The sequence below is a fragment of the Mycobacterium sp. 852002-30065_SCH5024008 genome, from assembly GCF_001665645.1.
Lineage (GTDB): Bacteria > Actinomycetota > Actinomycetes > Mycobacteriales > Mycobacteriaceae > Mycobacterium > Mycobacterium paraffinicum.
Window position 1 is genome coordinate 44150 of the sequence record NZ_LZSZ01000050.1, and the last position, 16392, is coordinate 60541.

The following is a 16392-nucleotide window of genomic DNA, read 5'->3' on the forward strand; positions in this document are numbered from 1 at the left end:
GTATCACTGGGATGCCGTGAAGCGGTCGTACGTGCGGCGCAGGGCGCCGCGGTCGACGGAGTGCAGCGCCCGGGTGAGGACTTCGAACACGTCGACGTGCCCGACGGTGGGATCCGCCGTATCGCCACGCGTGTATTGCCACGGCAGGGACCGGCCGCGCCGCAGCACTTCGCCGAGGTACCACACGGCGCCATCGACGAACGGTTCATTCCGCTCTTCGTTCAGGAGCTGTTCGGGTGTCGGGGCCTTCTGAATGACGAGCTCCTCCAACGCGTCAAGGGACTCCGGCGAAAAGTCCCACACTGCATCGCCGCCGTAATGACCTGCCCAGACCGGGAATTGGGCCCCGCGCTCGGCAAGCCAGCATCGCAGGTATTCCTCATCAGAAAACCGCTGCGTGGCTTGCCTTTTGGCGCTGAGGCGGCGCTTGCCGGCTTCTTCGACCCGGCCGCGCAACTCGGCCACCCACCGGTGGTCCTCGACGCGGTCGCGCCACTTCGCCAGTTCCTCCCTGGCCGCGACGGTGAGCGGATTGTCTTCGCCGAAGACCCGTGCTTCGTCGGCGACCAGGGCCTGCCAGGTAGCCACCTTGTCCCCGTAGTCCACGGGTTCTGGCTCCCAGAGCGCGATGGTGTGCCGCGCGATCAGCGTGTGGCGGTGGTCGTCGCCCAGCTTTTCGCGCATCACCTCGACCAGCGACTCGAGCTCAGCCACGGCGCCGGCGCCGTCCACCGATTCGCCGTGCCATTGCGCCAGCGACAACCGCATGCCCAACGTGTCCTCGTGGTCGTCGCCGAGCACCCGGCGCCGGGCGGCAAGGACGCGCTCGCCCTCGGCGATGGCACCCGGGTAGTCACCAAGCTCCTTGCGCTTGTGCGCCACGCGGTCCATGGACGTCAGCACGGTGGGGTGCTCTTCGCCCAGCACACGTTCTTCGTCGGCCAGCAGCTGCGACCATTCGGCCAACGCGGCCCGCGCTTCCTGCTGGGGCCGGTCCGCGAACATGTGGCGCGCCGTCAACGTGGTGATGTGATCCCAACCGAGCACCTCCTCGAACTCGGGTACCAGCTGCTCGAGGACGGCGTAGGCCCCGGCCTGGTCTCCCATTTGGAGCTGCAGGTGTACCAGCGCAAGCTTCATGTCCAAGACGTTGGGGTGGCGCTCCCCCAGGATCGGACGGCAGACCGCGACCAGCTCGTTCATCAGTGGCAACGCCCCGGCGAAATCGGCCGCGGCGATGCGCTCCGAGATGAGCCGGGTCAAGGCGGCGAGCGGCCCAGGCAGTTCCGGCTGCGTCATACCGCTATCGAATCTCTCCTGCGGCCCCGCCGCAATTCACTCTGCGGCCGGTGTGGCGCTGGCATGAATCGGCACCGTGCCCGATAGTCATAGGAACAAATTCCAACGTCAGCAGAGGTGGGGGTCATGCCGGACGACCCGAAGCGGGCCTAACCATGCGCGGGCACATCATCGTCAGCGGTGACGACGCGCTGGCGACCACGATCGTCGAGGAGCTCAACAACGCCGGTGTGCACATCGTCAAGCTCCAAACCGCCGGCGAGCTCGACACCGCCGAGGTGACCCGCGCTCGCGCCGTGATTTGTGTTGGCGACGACGACGCGACCAACCTCGAAATCGCACTGCTGGCAAGGAAAGCCAACCCCCGGGTGCGCGTGGTGGCACGGCTGGCCAACGACGTGCTGCGGACGGCGATGGCCGCCGACAAGCGTCCCGGCGCGATCCTGGACGTCGCCGACCTCGCGGCGCCCTCGGTCGTCGAGGCGTGTCTGGCGCACACCGTGCACCCCTTCGAGGCGGCGGGCATCGAATTCGTCGTCTCCGGCGCCGAGGCACCGTATAGCGCGACGCTGCGCGAAATCTACGGTGACCTGGCACCGGTGGCGGTGATTCACGGCGAGAACTGCGCCACCCCGGACGAGGTGGTGTCCTGTCCAGGCCGTGATCTGTCGGTGCATGCCGGTGACTGGACCGCGATGATCGGCACCGCTGAGGAATTGGCCGAACGCGGCATCAAGGTCCCGCGGCCGACCGTGACGCGCTATCGCCTGCCCCGGCTGCGGCGGATGCTCGACAGTGCGCGCGCGCTGCGCGACGACGTCAACCCGATGTTCGCCCGAGCGTTGCTGGCCGCGGCATGCCTGCTGATCGGATCGACGGTAATCCTGCGGTTCTGCTACCAGCCGGGACCGAGGATGAACTGGCTCGACGCGCTGTATTTCAGCACCGAGACGATCGCGACGGTCGGTTACGGCGATTTCAGCTTCCTCCATCAGCCGACCTGGCTGCGGCTGTTCAGCATCATGCTGATGTTCGCCGGCGTAACAACCACCGCGCTCCTCGTCGCTTTCGTCGCCGACCTGCTGATATCGCGGCGTTTCGCCCACTCCGTGGGCCGCCGCCGGGCGCGCCATCTCCGCAATCACGTCATCGTGGTCGGGCTCGGTTCGTTCGGCAGCCGCGTCGTCGCCGACCTCAGGTCAGCGGGATACGACGTCGCCGTGATCGAGCGGGACGAAAACAACCGCTTCCTGTCGGCGGCCGCCGACCTCGACGTGCCGGTGATCTTCGGGGACGCGACGCTGCGCCAGACGCTGGAGGCCGCCCGCGTCGAGCACGCCCGCGCGGTGGCGGTGCTGACCCAGGACGACATGGTGAACATCGAGACCGGGATCGTGCTGCGCGAGATGCTGGGCCCCCGGGTGAAGCCCGAAGTGGTCCGCACCGACGTTCCCCTGGTGCTGCGCGTATACGACCGCGCGCTGGGTGCCGCGGTGGCGCAGCGGTTCGGATTCGAAAACGTCCGGTCCACCGTCGAACTGGCCGCACCATGGTTCATCGGAGCCGCAATGGGCCTGCAAGTGCTGGGCACATTTTCCGTCGGGCAGCGCTCGTTCATGATCGGTGGAATGCACGTGGCGCCCGGCAGCGAGCTCGACGGGCTGAAGATGTTCGAACTGTCCACCCAGACCCGGGTCATAGCGATCACCCGGCGGGACGCGCCCATCGAGCTGCACCCGCGGCGGGACGCCTGGCTTCGTGGCGGCGACACCGTCTACCTCGTCGGCCCGTATCGCGAGTTGTTGGCGACGCTGCGCAAGGGGCAGCCGCCCCAGCAGCCGGCCGCCGGCGACGAGCGCGCGTCGGCCTAGTGGCGATCGCAAGCGCGGCGTAGCCGGGCGCCGCGGGTCGCCACCGCCGGCCTAGTGGCGATCGCAAGCGCGGCGTAGCCGGGCGCCGCGGGTCGCCACCGTCGAGCTAGTGGCGATCGCAAGCGCGGCGTAGCCGGGCGCCGCGGGTCGCCACCGTCGGCCTAGTAATGAGTTAAAGCCGGCCGGCCACGTCCGCCGCGCGGCTCAGCTGGTCGATGTCCGCGCTCGTCGGGATGAGCTGTACCTCGTCGGTGCCGATGTCCTCGAACTTGCGCAGCACCGCCAGCAGCTCGTCCTCGGAGCCGGCCCATCCGGTCGTCGGCGCCATGGCGTCGACGTACTCCGCCGGTATCCAGTTCATGTAGCGCCGTAGGTGGCGATGCACCTGGGCTCGGGCCTGCTCCGGTGACCCGAACGCGAACCAGAACGACGTCACCAGGTGGGGTTTGCCCTTGCCTGCCTGCGCCCACGCTTCGCGCGCGACGTCGAACAACTCGTTCTGCTTGGCGACGTCCAGATCCAGCGTGGTCCCGGCCAGTCCGGCGGCCCACGCCGCGGCGCTGCGGATGGTCTTGGGCCCGATGCTCCCCACGAACAGCGGCGGACCGCCGGGCTGCACAGGCGCCGGCCCCACCGGCAGGACCGACTCGGTGAGCTTGTCGCCGGCCCACACCCGCTTCATCACGGCGACGCGCTCGGCCATCTCGCGCATCGTCTGCGTTGCCGGATCGGCGCCGACGGCGTGGTAGTCCTCGTGCCTGCCACCCACGCCGATGCCTACGCTCAACCGCCCGCCGCACAGCATGTCGCCGGTCGCCAGGCCCTTCGCCAGCATCACCGGGTCGTGCAACTGCGGCACGATCACGGTGGTCAGCAGCCGCACCCGGTTCGTCCAGGCCGCCAGCGCGCCCAGCAGAGTCAGATTGTCCGGGTTGTCGAACGCGATGCGCTCGCCCCAGCACAGCGACGAGAACGGGCCGGCGTCAATCGCGCGCGCCCAGTTCTCCAAAATTCCCGCGTCCAAGTCCGGCTCCATCACCGGCAGCGTCATCGCAATCCGCACGACGGCGATTCTGGCATGACAGTCAACATCCGGTCGTACAAGTGGCAGCATGGAGCAGATGGGTTTCACCAGCAGTTCCATCGCGCACGTCCGCCTCACCGTCACCGATATTGAGCGATCCCGGCAGTTTTACGAGAGCGTGTTCGGTTGGCCGGTACTACTGGAGGTGCCCGACAACGCCGACGAGGCCACCCGCAGCCAGTTGAGCTTCCTGTTCGGTGGCGTCATCTACGATCTCGGCGGCACGCTGCTGGGACTGCGGCCGGTTGCCGCCGACCGCTTCCACGAGGATCGCGCCGGGCTCGACCACATCGCGTTCCGGGTCGGCAGCAAGGATGAATTAGACTCCGCCGCAGCGCATCTCGATGAGCTCAGCGTCGCGCACGAGCCTGTGAAAGACATCGGACCGTCGTACATCCTGCAGTTCCGCGACCCCGACAACATCGCCCTGGAGCTCACGGCACCCAAGTAGGAGGAGGCCATGTCCATCAGTTTCAACCACACGATCGTCGCCGCCCGGGACAAGCGCGAGTCCGCGGAGTTCCTCACCGAATTGTTCGGGCTGCCCAACCCAAAGCCGTTCGGCCACTTCATGGTTGTCGAACTCGAGCACGGCGCCAGTCTGGACTACGCGGATGCTTCCGACGGCGGGGAGATCCCGCGGCAGCACTATGCCTTCCTGGTGTCCGAAGGGGAATTCGACACGATCTACGGCAAGATCTCCTCGCGCGGCCTCCAGCACTGGGCCGACCCGGGCGCCAATCGGCCCGGCGAGATCAACCACAGGGACGGCGGGCGCGGCGTGTACTTCCGCGATCCCTCGGGACATGCCATGGAGATTCTCACCCGCCCCTATGGGTCGGGGGGCTGACGCTCCGGCGGGCGGCGGCGCCTACTCGCCGGCGTGCGGTGTGCCGTGCCGCACGCTCTCCTGTGCCCGATAGTCGTGGGCGAATTGCGCGACATGCTCGGGCAGGGCATTGGCGGCGACGTCGGCCAGGGTTGTCTCCTCGAGCACCGACCGCATGCTGGCACGCAACGCCCGCCAGACGTCGGTGAGCGCCGCGGTCGGACCGGAGTAGGGCAGGTCCCCCAGCCCGATGTCGCGCACGCTCGCCAGCGGCCCGTCGATACAGCGCAATACGTCGGCGATGCTGATCTCGTCTCCTGGACGGGCCAGTTCATAGCCGCCTTCGCGGCCCCGATGGCTCTTCACCAGCCGGTCGGTGCGCAGGTTGGTCAGGATGTCGACAAGGAATTGCGGCGGTATGCCCTGCGCTTGGGCCAAGTCGTCGGTTTTCACCAATGCCCCGCTGGGGACCGTGGCGAGCTGGACCATGGCCCGCACCGCGTACTCCGCCTTCGCCGACATGCGCACTCTCAGGATTGTGCCACTCGGCGCGCTAATTCCGGTGCAGCCGGGCTGTGGCGGTGCGCTAAGCCCGCGATTCGAGCAGATCGACGATGCTGCGCGCCTGCTCCTCGACGGTACGGTCCGGCGTAAGCCGCAGGTCGGGGTTGGCCGGCGGCTGATACGGGCTGTCGATGCCCGTGAAGTGCGCGATCTCGCCCGCGCGGGCCTTGGCGTACAGCCCCTTCGGATCACGCTGCTCGCATTCTTCGATCGGGGTATCGCAGAACACCTCGACGAAGTCGAACCCCGCAGCGGCGTGCACATTACGAGCCATCTCGCGTTGCTCAGTCAGCGGGCTGATCGCCGGCACCAGCACGACGTTGCCGCAGTCGGCGAGCAACGCGGCCACATGTGCCAGCCGGCGCAGATTCTCGGCGCGGTCGGCCATGCTGAAGCCCAGGTCGGCGTTCAAACCGTGTCGCAGGTTGTCGCCATCGAGAACGTAAGCGGGCGTGCCCTTTTCGAGCAGCATCTGCTCTACCAGCATGGCCACCGACGATTTGCCGGAACCGGACAGGCCGGTGAACCACACCGTCTTGCCCCGCGGCCGGGCTTCGGCGACGGCCGACGACTTGTGCCGCACGATGTTGGGGCTCGCCGTTTGCACCGAGACGTCGCGCAGCACCATGCCCGCGGCCACGGTGCCGTTGGTGTGCGGGTCGATGAGGATGAACGAACCGGTGCTGGCGTTGCGGGTGTACTCGTCGAGCAGCAGCGGCACCTGGGTACGCAGCGAAATTCGGCCAAGCTCGTTGAGCTGCAACGCCGTTGCGGACTTGTCGCGATGCAGGGTGTTCACGTCGAGCCGGTAGTCAAGCCCGGTCACCCTCGCGCGCGTGGTACGGGTGGTGTGCTTGATTACGTAATCGCGGCCAGGCTCCAGCGCCGCATCGTCGGCCATCCAGCACACGGTCGCATCGAATTCCTGCGTGACCCGGGGATGATTGTTGTTACGGGCGATGAGATCACCGCGCGAGATGTCGATCTCGTCGGCCAGGCTCACCGACACGGCCATGGGCGGAAACGCTTCCTCCACTGGACCGTTCGGCCCTTCGATCGCGGTGATGCGGGTGGTCTTGCCGACCGGCAAAACGACGACTTCGTCTCCCGGACGCATGACCCCGCTGGCCACGGTGCCGGCGTAGCTGCGGTGGTCTTGATGGTCGCGGGTGTGCGGCCGGATGACGTACTGGACTGGGAACCGCACGTCGACCAGGTTGCGGTCACCGGCGATGTAGACCTCCTCCAGGTGCGACAACAGCGCCGGACCCTCATACCAGGGCGTCTGGTCCGACTTGGTCACCACGTTGTCGCCGTGCAGCGCGGAAAGCGGGATGGTGGCCACGTCGTGCACATCCAGGCGCGCGGCGAAGGCGTGGAATTCATCCCGGATGGCCTCGAATTTGTCTCTGTCCCAACCGATCAGGTCCATCTTGTTGACGGCGAGAACGATGTGCCGGATACCGAGCAGCGAGGCCAGGAAGGCGTGCCGGCGGGACTGCTCGAGCAGGCCGTGCCGGGCATCGACGAGCACGATCACGAGTTGGGCGGTCGACGCGCCGGTCACCATGTTGCGGGTGTACTGGATGTGGCCCGGGGTGTCGGCGATGATGAATTTCCGCTTGGGAGTTGCGAAATAGCGGTAGGCGACGTCGATCGTGATGCCCTGCTCGCGTTCGGCCCGCAAGCCGTCGGTCACCAGGGCCAGGTCGGTGTAGTCGTGGCCACGATCCTTGGACGTCTGTTCCACCGCCGCCCACTGGTCCTCCATGACGGCCTTGGAGTCGTAGAGCAGGCGGCCGATCAGGGTGGACTTGCCGTCGTCGACGGAACCCGCGGTGGCGAGGCGAAGCAGCGTGGTGGGTGTGGCCATCAGAAGTACCCCTGCCGTTTGCGGTCTTCCATCCCGGCCTCCGAGATTCGGTCGTCGGCCCTGGTCGCGCCGCGTTCGGTCAGCCTGGACACCGCCGTTTCGGCGATGACCTCCTCCACCGTCGTGGCCTCCGATTCCACGCATCCGGTGCAGGTGACGTCTCCGACGGTGCGGAAACGCACCGTCGCTTCGAACACCGGCTCGTCATCGCGCGGCTGCATGTGCCGGTCGACCGCCAGCAGCATGCCGTCGCGGCGGAACACCTTGCGCCGGTGCGCGTAATAGATCGAGGGCAGCCCGATGTTCTCCGCGCCGATGTAGGACCAGATGTCGAACTCGGTCCAGTTCGACAGCGGGAAGGCCCGGATGTGCTCGCCCTTGTGGTGCCGGCCGTTGTAGAGGTTCCACAGCTCGGGCCGCTGCGCCTTCGGGTCCCATTGGCCGAACTCGTCGCGGAAGCTGAACACCCGCTCCTTGGCGCGCGCCTTCTCCTCGTCGCGGCGCGCTCCGCCGAACGCCGCGTCGAACTTGTTCTCCCGGATGGCGCGGAGCAGCGTCACCGTCTGGATCGGGTTGCGTCCCTGCTTCGGCTCGACGACGCGCCCGGCGTCGATGTCTTCCTGGACCGAGGCGATCACCAGGCGCACCCCGTGCTCGGCGACCAGCTCGTCACGGGTGGCAATCACCTCGTCGAAGTTGTGGCCGGTGTCGACGTGCATCACGGGGAACGGCAACCGCCCGGGCCGGAACGCCCGCAGCGCCAGGTGCAGCATGACGATGGAGTCCTTGCCCCCCGAGAACAACAGCACGGGCCGCTCGAACTCGGCGGCCACCTCCCGGATGATGTGGATGGCTTCGGCCTCCAGCGAGCGCAGATGGCTCAACTCGTACTGGCCGGCGGCGGGGGCCGCCTTCAGATCGCTGGTCATAGCTTCCTCGGGTAAACCTGGTTGAGTCGGTCATATTTAGCAGCTTTGCCCTCCATAGCATCAGTTCGCGCCGACGGTTGTCAAGTGGGGGCCGCCTCACGGCGCGGAGGACGGCCATGCGACGTATCGGGTCAAGACCGGCGGCAACCCTTTTCCGGCCGATGCCTGGTGCGACAGCATGAACGGATGACCTCCGACCCTGCACCCGCCGGCCCACCCCCGAGCGGCCGCGACGTCATCGCGCAATTCCTCCCCCAATCGGCGTTCGTCGCCAAGCTGGGCATCGTCGCCGACCAACTCGAGGAGCACGAGGTCAGGCTCCGTCTGCCGTGGGACCCGTCCAACGTCACCATCGGCGACATGGTCCATGGAGGCGCTATCGCCACACTCGCCGATGTGACCGTCATGGCGGCGGCGTGGTGCGGGGCCGAGGCACCCCCGGAACTGCGGGGCGTAACCGTGTCGATGACGTTGGACTTCATGGCCCCCGCCCGGGCCACCGACGTGATCGGCGTCGGCCGGGTGCTGCGGCGCGGCCGGTCGCTGATCAACTGCGAGGCCGAGATCGTCGACGCGCAGGGCCAGCTTGTCGCGAAGGCCCTCGCCACCTACAAGGTCGGCTAGAGCGTCACTTCCTCGAGCTTGCCCGTGGCGACGTCGAAGACGAACCCGCGAAGCGAGACATGCTTGGTCACGAATTGGCTGTTCTCGATGCGGCGCAGCGACTGCCGGACGTCCTCGCCCACGTCGGGGAATGCCTCGGCCGCCCACGGCGGCTTGACGCCGGTCTCCTCCTGAATGGCGCGCTTGAAGTCGTCGTCGGTGAAGGTGAGCATCCCGCAGTCGGTGTGGTGGATCAGGATGATCTCGCGGGTCCCCAGCAACCGCTGGCTGATGGCGAGCGAGCGGATGACGTCGTCGGTGGCGACTCCGCCGGCGTTGCGGATGACGTGCGTCTCGCCCTCGTTGAGGCCGAGGAGGCGGTAGACGTCGAGCCGGGCGTCCATACACGCGACCACCGCGACGTGTTTGCTCGGCGGCATCGGCAGCGGGCCCTGGAAGCTGCTCGCGTATTGGGCGTTGTTGGCCAGGTAGTCATCGGTAACCGTCACGCGCGCCTCCTCGGGATATCGCGGCCTGAAAGTAGCAACGAACCACCCGTAATTCACTCATGAGAATCAGCCGGATCACAAGGACGGGCCCGGCTCGTTAACCTGTCCCAATGCGAGGCGGGCGGTGCGGTCGGGGATGATCCGCTTCTTGGCGCGCCGATTGCTCAACTACGTCGTGCTGCTGGCGCTGGCGTCCTTTCTGACGTTCTGCCTGACGTCGGTGGCGTTCCGCCCACTGGACAGCCTGTTGCAACGCAGTCCGCGTCCGCCACAGTCGGTGATCGATGCGAAGGCTCATGCGCTCAACTTGGACAAGCCGATACCGATCCGCTACGCGCAGTGGGCCTCGCACGCCGTTCGCGGCGACTTCGGAAAGACCATCACCGGACAGCCCGTCGGCGCCACACTCTGGCGCCGCGTCGGGGTCACCCTGCGGCTCCTGGTCGTCGGGTCGCTGGCCGGCACGGTCCTCGGCATCGCGGCCGGCGCCTGGGGAGCCATCCGCCAGTACCGACTCAGTGACCGCCTCGTCACCATGGTGGCGCTGCTGGTCCTGAGCACCCCGACGTTCGTCATCGCCAGCCTGTTGATCCTGGGTGCGCTGCGGGTGAACTGGGCTTTGGGCGTGCACCTCTTCGATTACACCGGCGAAACCTCGCCGGGGGTGAGCGGCGGGCTCGGGCACCATTTGGTGGACCGGTTGCGGCATTTGATTCTGCCCACGCTCACCCTGACGTTGGCCGCCGCCGCGGGATACAGCCGTTATCAGCGCAACGCGATGCTCGACGTTCTGGGCCAGGATTTCATTCGCACCGCGCGCGCCAAAGGGCTTACCCGCCGGCGCGCGTTGGTCAAGCACGGGTTGCGCACGGCGCTCATACCGTTGGCCACCCTGTTCGCCTACGGGGTGGCCGGGCTGGTCACCGGCGCGGTGTTCGTGGAAAAGATCTTCGGCTGGCATGGCATGGGTGAATGGCTGGTACAGGGCATCGCCACACAGGACACCTACATCATCGCCGCGATCACGCTGTTCTCGGGCACGGTGGTGCTGCTGGCCGGCCTGCTCTCCGACGTCTTCTACGCCGCTCTTGATCCGAGGGTGCGGGTGTCATGACGACCGAACCCAAAGTGGAAGGCGCTCAGGGCATCTCGGCGCCGAAGGCATCGGAGTTCACCTCGCGCCGGACTCTTGTGCTGCGCAGGTTCGTCCGCAACCGGTTGGCGGTCGTGTCGCTGGCGCTGCTGGTGCTGCTGTTCGTCGGCTGCTACACGCTGCCTGCGGTGCTGCCGTATTCCTATGACGACCTCGACTTCGACGCGCTGCTGCAACCACCGAACAGCCGGCACTGGTTGGGCACCAACGCGCTGGGGCAGGACTTGCTGGCGCAGATCCTGCGGGGCATGCAGAAGTCGATGCTGATCGGCGTCTGCGTGGCGGTCATCTCAACCGGCATCGCTGCCACGGTCGGTTCGATCGCCGGCTATTTCGGTGGCTGGCGCGACCGGGCGCTGATGTGGCTGGTCGACCTGCTGCTGGTAGTGCCCAGCTTCATCCTCATCGCCATCGTCACACCGCGAACCAAGAGCTCGGCCAACATACTGATGCTCGTCTTGCTGCTGGCCGGATTCGGCTGGATGATCAGCTCGCGCATGGTGCGGGGCATGACCATGAGTCTGCGCGAGCGCGAATTCATCAGGGCCGCAAGGTACATGGGGGTTTCCAGCCGTCGGATCATCCTCGGTCACGTGGTACCGAACGTGGCCTCCATCTTGATCATCGACGCCGCCCTCAACGTCGCCTCGGCCATCCTGGCCGAGACCGGGCTCAGCTTTCTCGGTTTCGGCATTCAGCCGCCCGACGTGTCGCTGGGCACGTTGATCGCCAATGGCACCCAGTCCGCGACCACCTTCCCGTGGGTGTTCCTGTTCCCGGCGGGCGTGCTGGTGTTGATCCTGGTGTGCGCCAACGTGACCGGCGACGGCCTGCGCGACGCCCTGGACCCCGGCAGCGGCATGCTGCGAGGTGACGCCCGGTGAGCCCGCTGCTGGAGGTGACCGACCTGGCCGTCAACTTTCCGACGGACGGCGAACCGGTGACCGCGGTGCGCGGCATCAGTTACAGCATCGCCCCGGGCGAGGTTGTGGCCATGGTCGGCGAATCGGGCTCGGGCAAGTCGGTTTCGGCGATGGCGGTGGTGGGCCTGCTGCCGGAGTACGCGCGGGTGCGCGGCTCGGTGCGGTTGCACGACACCGAGTTGCTGGGCCTCGGGGACGATGCGATGTCGCGGTTCCGCGGCAAGACGGTCGGGATGGTGTTCCAGGATCCGATGTCGGCGCTGACACCCGTCTACACCGTCGGCGACCAGATCGCCGAGGCGATCGAAATTCATCAGCCGCACGTTGGCAAGAAGGCCGCCCGCCGGCGCGCGGTGGAACTGCTCGAGCTGGTCGGCATCGCGCAGCCGGAACGGCGCGCCCGGGCGTTTCCGCACGAGCTGTCCGGCGGCGAACGGCAGCGGGTGGTCATCGCGATCGCGATCGCCAACGACCCGGATCTGCTGATCTGTGACGAACCCACCACCGCCCTGGACGTCACCGTGCAGGCGCAGATCCTCGAGGTGCTCAAGACGGCGCGCGACGTCACCGGCGCGGGGGTGCTGATCATCACCCACGACCTGGGCGTGGTCGCCGAGTTCGCCGACCGGGCGCTGGTGATGTACGCCGGCCGGGTCGTCGAATCCGCCGGGGTGCACGACCTTTACCGCGATCGCCAAATGCCATACACCGTCGGGCTATTGGGCTCCGTTCCGCGGCTGGACGCCGCCCAGGGCACTCGGCTGGTCCCCATCCCCGGCGCGCCCCCGTCGTTGGTTGGCCTGGAACCCGGCTGCCCCTTCGCGCCGCGCTGCCCTCTGGTCATCGACGAATGCCGAGCGGACGAACCGGAATTGCTCTCCGTCGGGGTGGATCACCGCGCGGCCTGCATCCGCACCGACCGGGTGAACGGGCGCAGCGCGGCGGACATCTACGGGGTCAACACGGAGGCCCCCCGAACCGAATCCGGCGACTCGTCGGTCGTCGTGCGCGTGCGCGATCTGGTCAAGACGTACCGGCTGACGAAGGGCGTGGTGTTACGCCGCACCGTCGGGGAGGTCCGCGCGGTCGACGGCGTCAGTTTCGAGCTGCGCCAGGGCCGCACGCTAGGCATCGTCGGCGAGTCCGGCTCCGGCAAGTCCACCACCCTGCACGAGATCCTGGAGCTCGTTGCGCCGCAATCGGGCTCGATCGAAGTGCTCGGTACCGATGTCGCGACCCTGAGCGCCTCCCACCGGCGATCGTTGCGACGCGACATTCAGGTGGTGTTCCAGGACCCGGTGGCCGCGCTGGACCCCCGCCTGCCGGTGTTCGACCTGATCGCCGAGCCGTTGCTGGCCAACGGCTTCGACAAAGACCACACCAACGCGCGCGTCGCAGAGCTGCTTGACATCGTGGGGTTGCGCCGGGCCGACGCCGCCCGCTATCCGGCTGAGTTCTCCGGTGGGCAGAAGCAGCGCATCGGCATCGCCCGGGCGGTCGCATTGCAACCGAAGATCCTGGCGCTCGACGAGCCGGTGTCCGCCCTCGACGTATCCATCCAGGCCGGCATCATCAACCTGCTGCTCGACCTGCAGGAGCAGTTCGGCCTGTCGTATCTGTTCGTGTCCCATGACCTTTCGGTGGTCAAACACCTCGCTCACCAGGTGGTGGTGATGTATGCCGGTGCGATCGTGGAGCAGGGCGACAGCCGGCAGGTGTTCGGCGATCCGCAGCACGATTACACCCGGCGGCTTTTGGGCGCCGTGCCACAACCGGATCCGGGCAAACGTGTCTAGGCGGGTCGCGACGGCGCTTGTCGTTGTGGCGCTTACGGTCTCCGGATGCTCACCGGCCATCAACGTCCTGCCGGAAACCGGCCGCAACGCCGCCGAGATCGGCACAACCAGCGATATCAACCCGCAGGATCCCGCCACCTTGCGGGACGGCGGCAGCCTGCGGCTGGCGCTCAGCGATTTCCCGCCCAACTTCAACATCCTGCACATCGACGGCAATTCGGCCGAAGTGGCCGCCATGATGAAGGCCACGTTGCCACGGGCATTCATCATCGGCGCCGACGGCTCGACCATGGTCGACACCGACTACTTCACCAACGTCGAACTCACCGGCACCGCACCGCAGGTGGTGACCTACACGATCAACCCGAAGGCGGTGTGGTCCGACGGCACCCCGATCACGTGGGAAGACATCGCCAGCCAAATCCACGCGCTGAGCGGAGCGGACAAGACGTTCGAGATCGCGGGCCCCAGCGGCGCCGACCGGGTCGCGTCGGTCACCCGAGGTGTCGACGACCGGCAGGCCGTCATGACCTTCGCCAAACCGTACGCCGAGTGGCGCGGCATGTTCGCCGGCAACGGCATGCTGCTTCCCAAGAGCGTCACGGCCACGCCGGAGGCGTTCAACAAGGGCCAACTCGATGGGCCCGGCCCGTCGGCCGGCCCCTTCATCGTCACGTCGCTGGACCGGACCACCCAACGGATCGTGTTGTCCCGCAACCCGAAATGGTGGGGCGCCCGTCCGCGCCTGGACAACATCACCTACCTGGTGCTGGATGACGCCGCGCGGCTGCCCGCACTGCAGAACAACACCATCGACGCGTCGGGCGTCGGTACGGTCGATCAGCTGACCATCGCGCAGCGCACGAAGGGAATCTCGATCCGGCGCGCCCCTGCCCCCGCGTGGTCTCACTTCACGTTCAACGGTGCGCCCGGGTCGATCCTGGCCGACAAGCCGCTGCGTCTCGCGGTCGCCAAGGGCATCGACCGGCGCACCATCGCCAAGGTCGTCCAATACGGCCTCACCAGTGATCCGGTGGCGTTGGGCAACCACATCTATGTCGCCGGGCAGAAGGGTTATCAGGACAACAGCGCGGCCGTCCCCTACGACCCGGACGAGGCCCGGCGGGAGCTCGCCGCGCTGGGCTGGAAGTTGAACGGCCAGTTCCGCGAGAAAGACGGCCGCCCACTGGTCATCCGCGATCTGTTCTACGACGCCCAGGGCAGCCGGCAGTTCGCCCAGATCGCCCAGCACAGCCTCGCCCAGATCGGCGTCAAGCTCGAACTGGTGTCCCGGTCCGGCAGCGGATTCTTCACCAACTACATCAACGTCGGTGATTTCGACATCGCCCAATTCGGTTGGCTCGGCGATGCTTTCCCGCTCTCGGCGCTGACCCAGATCTACCTATCGGGTGGCGAAAGTAACTTCGGCAAGATCGGCAGCCCACAGATCGACGCGGCGATCGAACGGACCCTCGAAGAACTCGACCCCGGCAAGGCGCGGGCGTTGGCCAACGATCTCGACAAACTCATCTGGGCCGAGGGGTTCAGCCTGCCGCTGACGCAATCGCCGGGCGACGTCGCGGTCCGCAGCACGCTGGCCAATTTCGGCGCCGCCGGGCTCGGCGACCTGCGCTACACCGCCATCGGGTTCATGCGCGGCTGACCCTGCGCAGCGGCGCCGGGATCGGCAGGATGCCCTCCACTGCGGCGGCAACGCCGATCGCCTTCCACAGCAGGCGCAGCTCCGGGCGCGGCGGAAGCGCGTCGAGCGCCGGGGCTTTCGCGGCGAGCCCGTCGAATTCGCCCCGCAAAACCGCCTGGGCGATGGCGATCGCGGCGGGCTCGCGGAAGTCCAGCGCGCTGTGCGCCATGGTGGGCAGCTTCAACAGCACTGCGTGAGGCAGCAGCGTGGCCACGCGCTCGGCGACCGCCGGCGGGGTGATGAGGTCGCGGCCGCCGGAAACCACCGCAGTGGGCCAGCCGAAATGCGGCATCTCGGCCACCAGATCATAGGGCTCGTCCTCGAAAGTCGCCGTCTGCGTGCGCGCCTCGCGTTCCGCCACGGCCGGGTCCAGCGGAAGCCCGTCGGGTTCGGCGGCGTAGTCGAGTTCGCGGAACGCGATGCGGCTCACCAGGTCTTCCTCGTAGCGATACGGCAGGTTGCTCAGGGTTGTGAACCGGGACATCGCCCACCACAACAGCTTTCGGCCATCCAGCAGCAGGTCGAGTTCGCGCTCGAGCAGGTCGGCGCCGCCGTAGCCGTAGATCGTCGCCACCACCTGGGTGGTCGCCGCGGTCATCACCCCGGCGTCGACGAGCTTGCGCATTTTGGGCGCCAGCGCGGCGGTTTCGGGGCTATCGCCCCTGAGTAGGAGCCGACGGATCGCGCGGCGCACGATCACAATGTCATGCCGCGACAGCAGCGGAGAGTCGAGGATCATCGCCCGCACCCGGCCGGGATGGCGCACACCGAACCCGGAGGCGATGTAGGTGCCGTACGACGCGCCGTAGATGACGGCCGAGTGGACGTGGGCGTCGTCGAGCACCGCGGCGATGTCGTCGACGACCTGGTTCACGGTGATCGCTTCTGGGGGCAGGTCTGCGCCCGAGTCGTCGTGGCGCGACATACCCACCCCGCGGTGTTCGATCATGATGACGTCCAGGCCGGCAGCGGCCGCGCGGCGCCGCAGGCCCTTGTACAGCTGCACCGACGCCACGCCGGGGCCGCCCGGGATGATGACCAGTGGGTGCGCTGACTTCCGGCCGGTGCGCACGTAGTACAGATCGAACTCTTCGCTGGTTTCCGGCGAGATCGGCCGACGCACGGGCCGCACACCGGGTAACGCCGCAAGCTTCTCCTGCACCCGGCGCCGCTTCGCATTCATCGTCATCGCTGTCGGCCCGCCATGATCCCATTCTGCCGGGACGGCCGGCGGCCACTGCCGCGCCGGTCCACAGG

15 protein-coding genes are annotated in these 16392 nt (G+C 67.5%); 8 read left to right on the top strand and 7 right to left on the bottom strand.

From position 1 onward, the window contains the following. Window positions 1–3 precede the first annotated feature (3 nt). A complete protein-coding gene (locus tag A5781_RS05305; RefSeq protein ID WP_067202279.1) occupies window positions 4–1299 on the bottom strand; it encodes a tetratricopeptide repeat protein in 1296 nt (431 codons plus the stop codon). Between the two features lie 155 nt (window positions 1300–1454). Here A5781_RS05305 and A5781_RS05310 point away from each other — a divergent pair, with 155 nt between their 5' ends. Then, window positions 1455–3170, top strand: a complete 1716-nt coding sequence (locus A5781_RS05310; protein ID WP_067202282.1) for an NAD-binding protein — start codon at window positions 1455–1457, stop codon at window positions 3168–3170. 172 nt (window positions 3171–3342) lie between these two features. On the opposite strand, the gene A5781_RS05315 is transcribed toward A5781_RS05310, so the two are convergent. Further along, window positions 3343–4221 carry an LLM class flavin-dependent oxidoreductase gene (locus tag A5781_RS05315; protein WP_067202285.1) on the bottom strand — a complete coding sequence of 293 codons (879 nt, stop codon included), beginning with the start codon at window positions 4219–4221 and terminating at the stop codon, window positions 3343–3345. Window positions 4222–4291: 70 nt separating this feature from the next. On the opposite strand from A5781_RS05315, the gene A5781_RS05320 reads away from it, so the two are divergent. Continuing rightward, complete coding sequence (locus A5781_RS05320) at window positions 4292–4705, top strand: VOC family protein (protein ID WP_067202343.1); 414 nt, start codon at window positions 4292–4294, stop codon at window positions 4703–4705. Window positions 4706–4714: 9 nt separating this feature from the next. Next, window positions 4715–5104 (top strand): VOC family protein, encoded by a 390-nt coding sequence (locus A5781_RS05325; protein WP_067202288.1) that lies wholly within the window; start codon window positions 4715–4717, stop codon window positions 5102–5104. 21 nt (window positions 5105–5125) lie between these two features. On the opposite strand, the gene A5781_RS05330 is transcribed toward A5781_RS05325, so the two are convergent. Genes A5781_RS05330 through cysD form a run of 3 tightly spaced genes read right to left on the bottom strand, consistent with a single transcriptional unit; the run spans window position 5126 to window position 8449 of the window. Continuing rightward, window positions 5126–5611, bottom strand: coding sequence for an RrF2 family transcriptional regulator (locus tag A5781_RS05330; RefSeq protein WP_067202291.1), 486 nt, complete (start codon window positions 5609–5611; stop codon window positions 5126–5128). A gap of 58 nt (window positions 5612–5669) precedes the next feature. Then, window positions 5670–7520 carry an adenylyl-sulfate kinase gene (gene cysC / locus A5781_RS05335; protein WP_067202295.1) on the bottom strand — a complete coding sequence of 617 codons (1851 nt, stop codon included), beginning with the start codon at window positions 7518–7520 and terminating at the stop codon, window positions 5670–5672. Continuing rightward, window positions 7520–8449 (bottom strand): sulfate adenylyltransferase subunit CysD, encoded by a 930-nt coding sequence (gene cysD, locus A5781_RS05340; RefSeq protein ID WP_067202298.1) that lies wholly within the window; start codon window positions 8447–8449, stop codon window positions 7520–7522. Before cysD ends, cysC begins: the two co-directional genes overlap by 1 nt. Window positions 8450–8635: 186 nt before the next feature. Between cysD and A5781_RS05345 the strand changes: the two genes are divergently transcribed. Next, window positions 8636–9073, top strand: coding sequence for a PaaI family thioesterase (locus tag A5781_RS05345; protein WP_067202301.1), 438 nt, complete (start codon window positions 8636–8638; stop codon window positions 9071–9073). On the opposite strand, the gene A5781_RS05350 is transcribed toward A5781_RS05345, so the two are convergent. Beyond that, window positions 9070–9561 carry a carbonic anhydrase gene (locus A5781_RS05350; RefSeq protein WP_067202303.1) on the bottom strand — a complete coding sequence of 164 codons (492 nt, stop codon included), beginning with the start codon at window positions 9559–9561 and terminating at the stop codon, window positions 9070–9072. The two genes, A5781_RS05345 and A5781_RS05350, sit on opposite strands and share 4 nt — an antisense overlap. Window positions 9562–9697: 136 nt before the next feature. Here A5781_RS05350 and A5781_RS05355 point away from each other — a divergent pair, with 136 nt between their 5' ends. The 4 genes from A5781_RS05355 to A5781_RS05370 are packed head-to-tail and all read left to right on the top strand — an operon-like array spanning window position 9698 to window position 15096. Next, on the top strand, window positions 9698–10675 hold the full coding sequence (locus A5781_RS05355; protein ID WP_067202306.1) for an ABC transporter permease: 978 nt from the start codon (window positions 9698–9700) through the stop codon (window positions 10673–10675). Further along, window positions 10672–11598 (top strand): ABC transporter permease, encoded by a 927-nt coding sequence (locus A5781_RS05360; protein ID WP_067202309.1) that lies wholly within the window; start codon window positions 10672–10674, stop codon window positions 11596–11598. Before A5781_RS05355 ends, A5781_RS05360 begins: the two co-directional genes overlap by 4 nt. Next, window positions 11595–13433 carry an ABC transporter ATP-binding protein gene (locus A5781_RS05365; protein ID WP_067202312.1) on the top strand — a complete coding sequence of 613 codons (1839 nt, stop codon included), beginning with the start codon at window positions 11595–11597 and terminating at the stop codon, window positions 13431–13433. Before A5781_RS05360 ends, A5781_RS05365 begins: the two co-directional genes overlap by 4 nt. After that, entirely contained in the window at window positions 13414–15096 is a 1683-nt protein-coding gene (locus A5781_RS05370; RefSeq protein WP_067202345.1) for an ABC transporter family substrate-binding protein, read from the top strand. Before A5781_RS05365 ends, A5781_RS05370 begins: the two co-directional genes overlap by 20 nt. On the opposite strand, the gene A5781_RS05375 is transcribed toward A5781_RS05370, so the two are convergent. After that, window positions 15083–16324: an alpha/beta hydrolase gene (locus A5781_RS05375; RefSeq protein ID WP_067202315.1), complete on the bottom strand. Its 1242-nt coding sequence runs from the start codon at window positions 16322–16324 to the stop codon at window positions 15083–15085. The two genes, A5781_RS05370 and A5781_RS05375, sit on opposite strands and share 14 nt — an antisense overlap. Between the last annotated feature and the right edge of the window lie 68 nt (window positions 16325–16392).

Excerpts from the sequence above, each read along its gene's own strand:
- A5781_RS05305 (WP_067202279.1), bottom strand. The coding sequence starts at position 1,299 with ATGACGCAGCCGGAACTGCCTGGGCCGCTCGCCGCCTTGACCCGGCTC.
- A5781_RS05310 (WP_067202282.1), top strand. The coding sequence starts at position 1,455 with ATGCGCGGGCACATCATCGTCAGCGGTGACGACGCGCTGGCGACCACG.
- A5781_RS05315 (WP_067202285.1), bottom strand. The coding sequence starts at position 4,221 with ATGACGCTGCCGGTGATGGAGCCGGACTTGGACGCGGGAATTTTGGAG.
- A5781_RS05320 (WP_067202343.1), top strand. The coding sequence starts at position 4,292 with ATGGGTTTCACCAGCAGTTCCATCGCGCACGTCCGCCTCACCGTCACC.
- A5781_RS05325 (WP_067202288.1), top strand. The coding sequence starts at position 4,715 with ATGTCCATCAGTTTCAACCACACGATCGTCGCCGCCCGGGACAAGCGC.
- cysC (WP_067202295.1), bottom strand. The coding sequence starts at position 7,520 with ATGGCCACACCCACCACGCTGCTTCGCCTCGCCACCGCGGGTTCCGTC.
- cysD (WP_067202298.1), bottom strand. The coding sequence starts at position 8,449 with ATGACCAGCGATCTGAAGGCGGCCCCCGCCGCCGGCCAGTACGAGTTG.
- A5781_RS05345 (WP_067202301.1), top strand. The coding sequence starts at position 8,636 with ATGACCTCCGACCCTGCACCCGCCGGCCCACCCCCGAGCGGCCGCGAC.
- A5781_RS05355 (WP_067202306.1), top strand. The coding sequence starts at position 9,698 with ATGATCCGCTTCTTGGCGCGCCGATTGCTCAACTACGTCGTGCTGCTG.
- A5781_RS05360 (WP_067202309.1), top strand. The coding sequence starts at position 10,672 with ATGACGACCGAACCCAAAGTGGAAGGCGCTCAGGGCATCTCGGCGCCG.
- A5781_RS05375 (WP_067202315.1), bottom strand. The coding sequence starts at position 16,324 with ATGACGATGAATGCGAAGCGGCGCCGGGTGCAGGAGAAGCTTGCGGCG.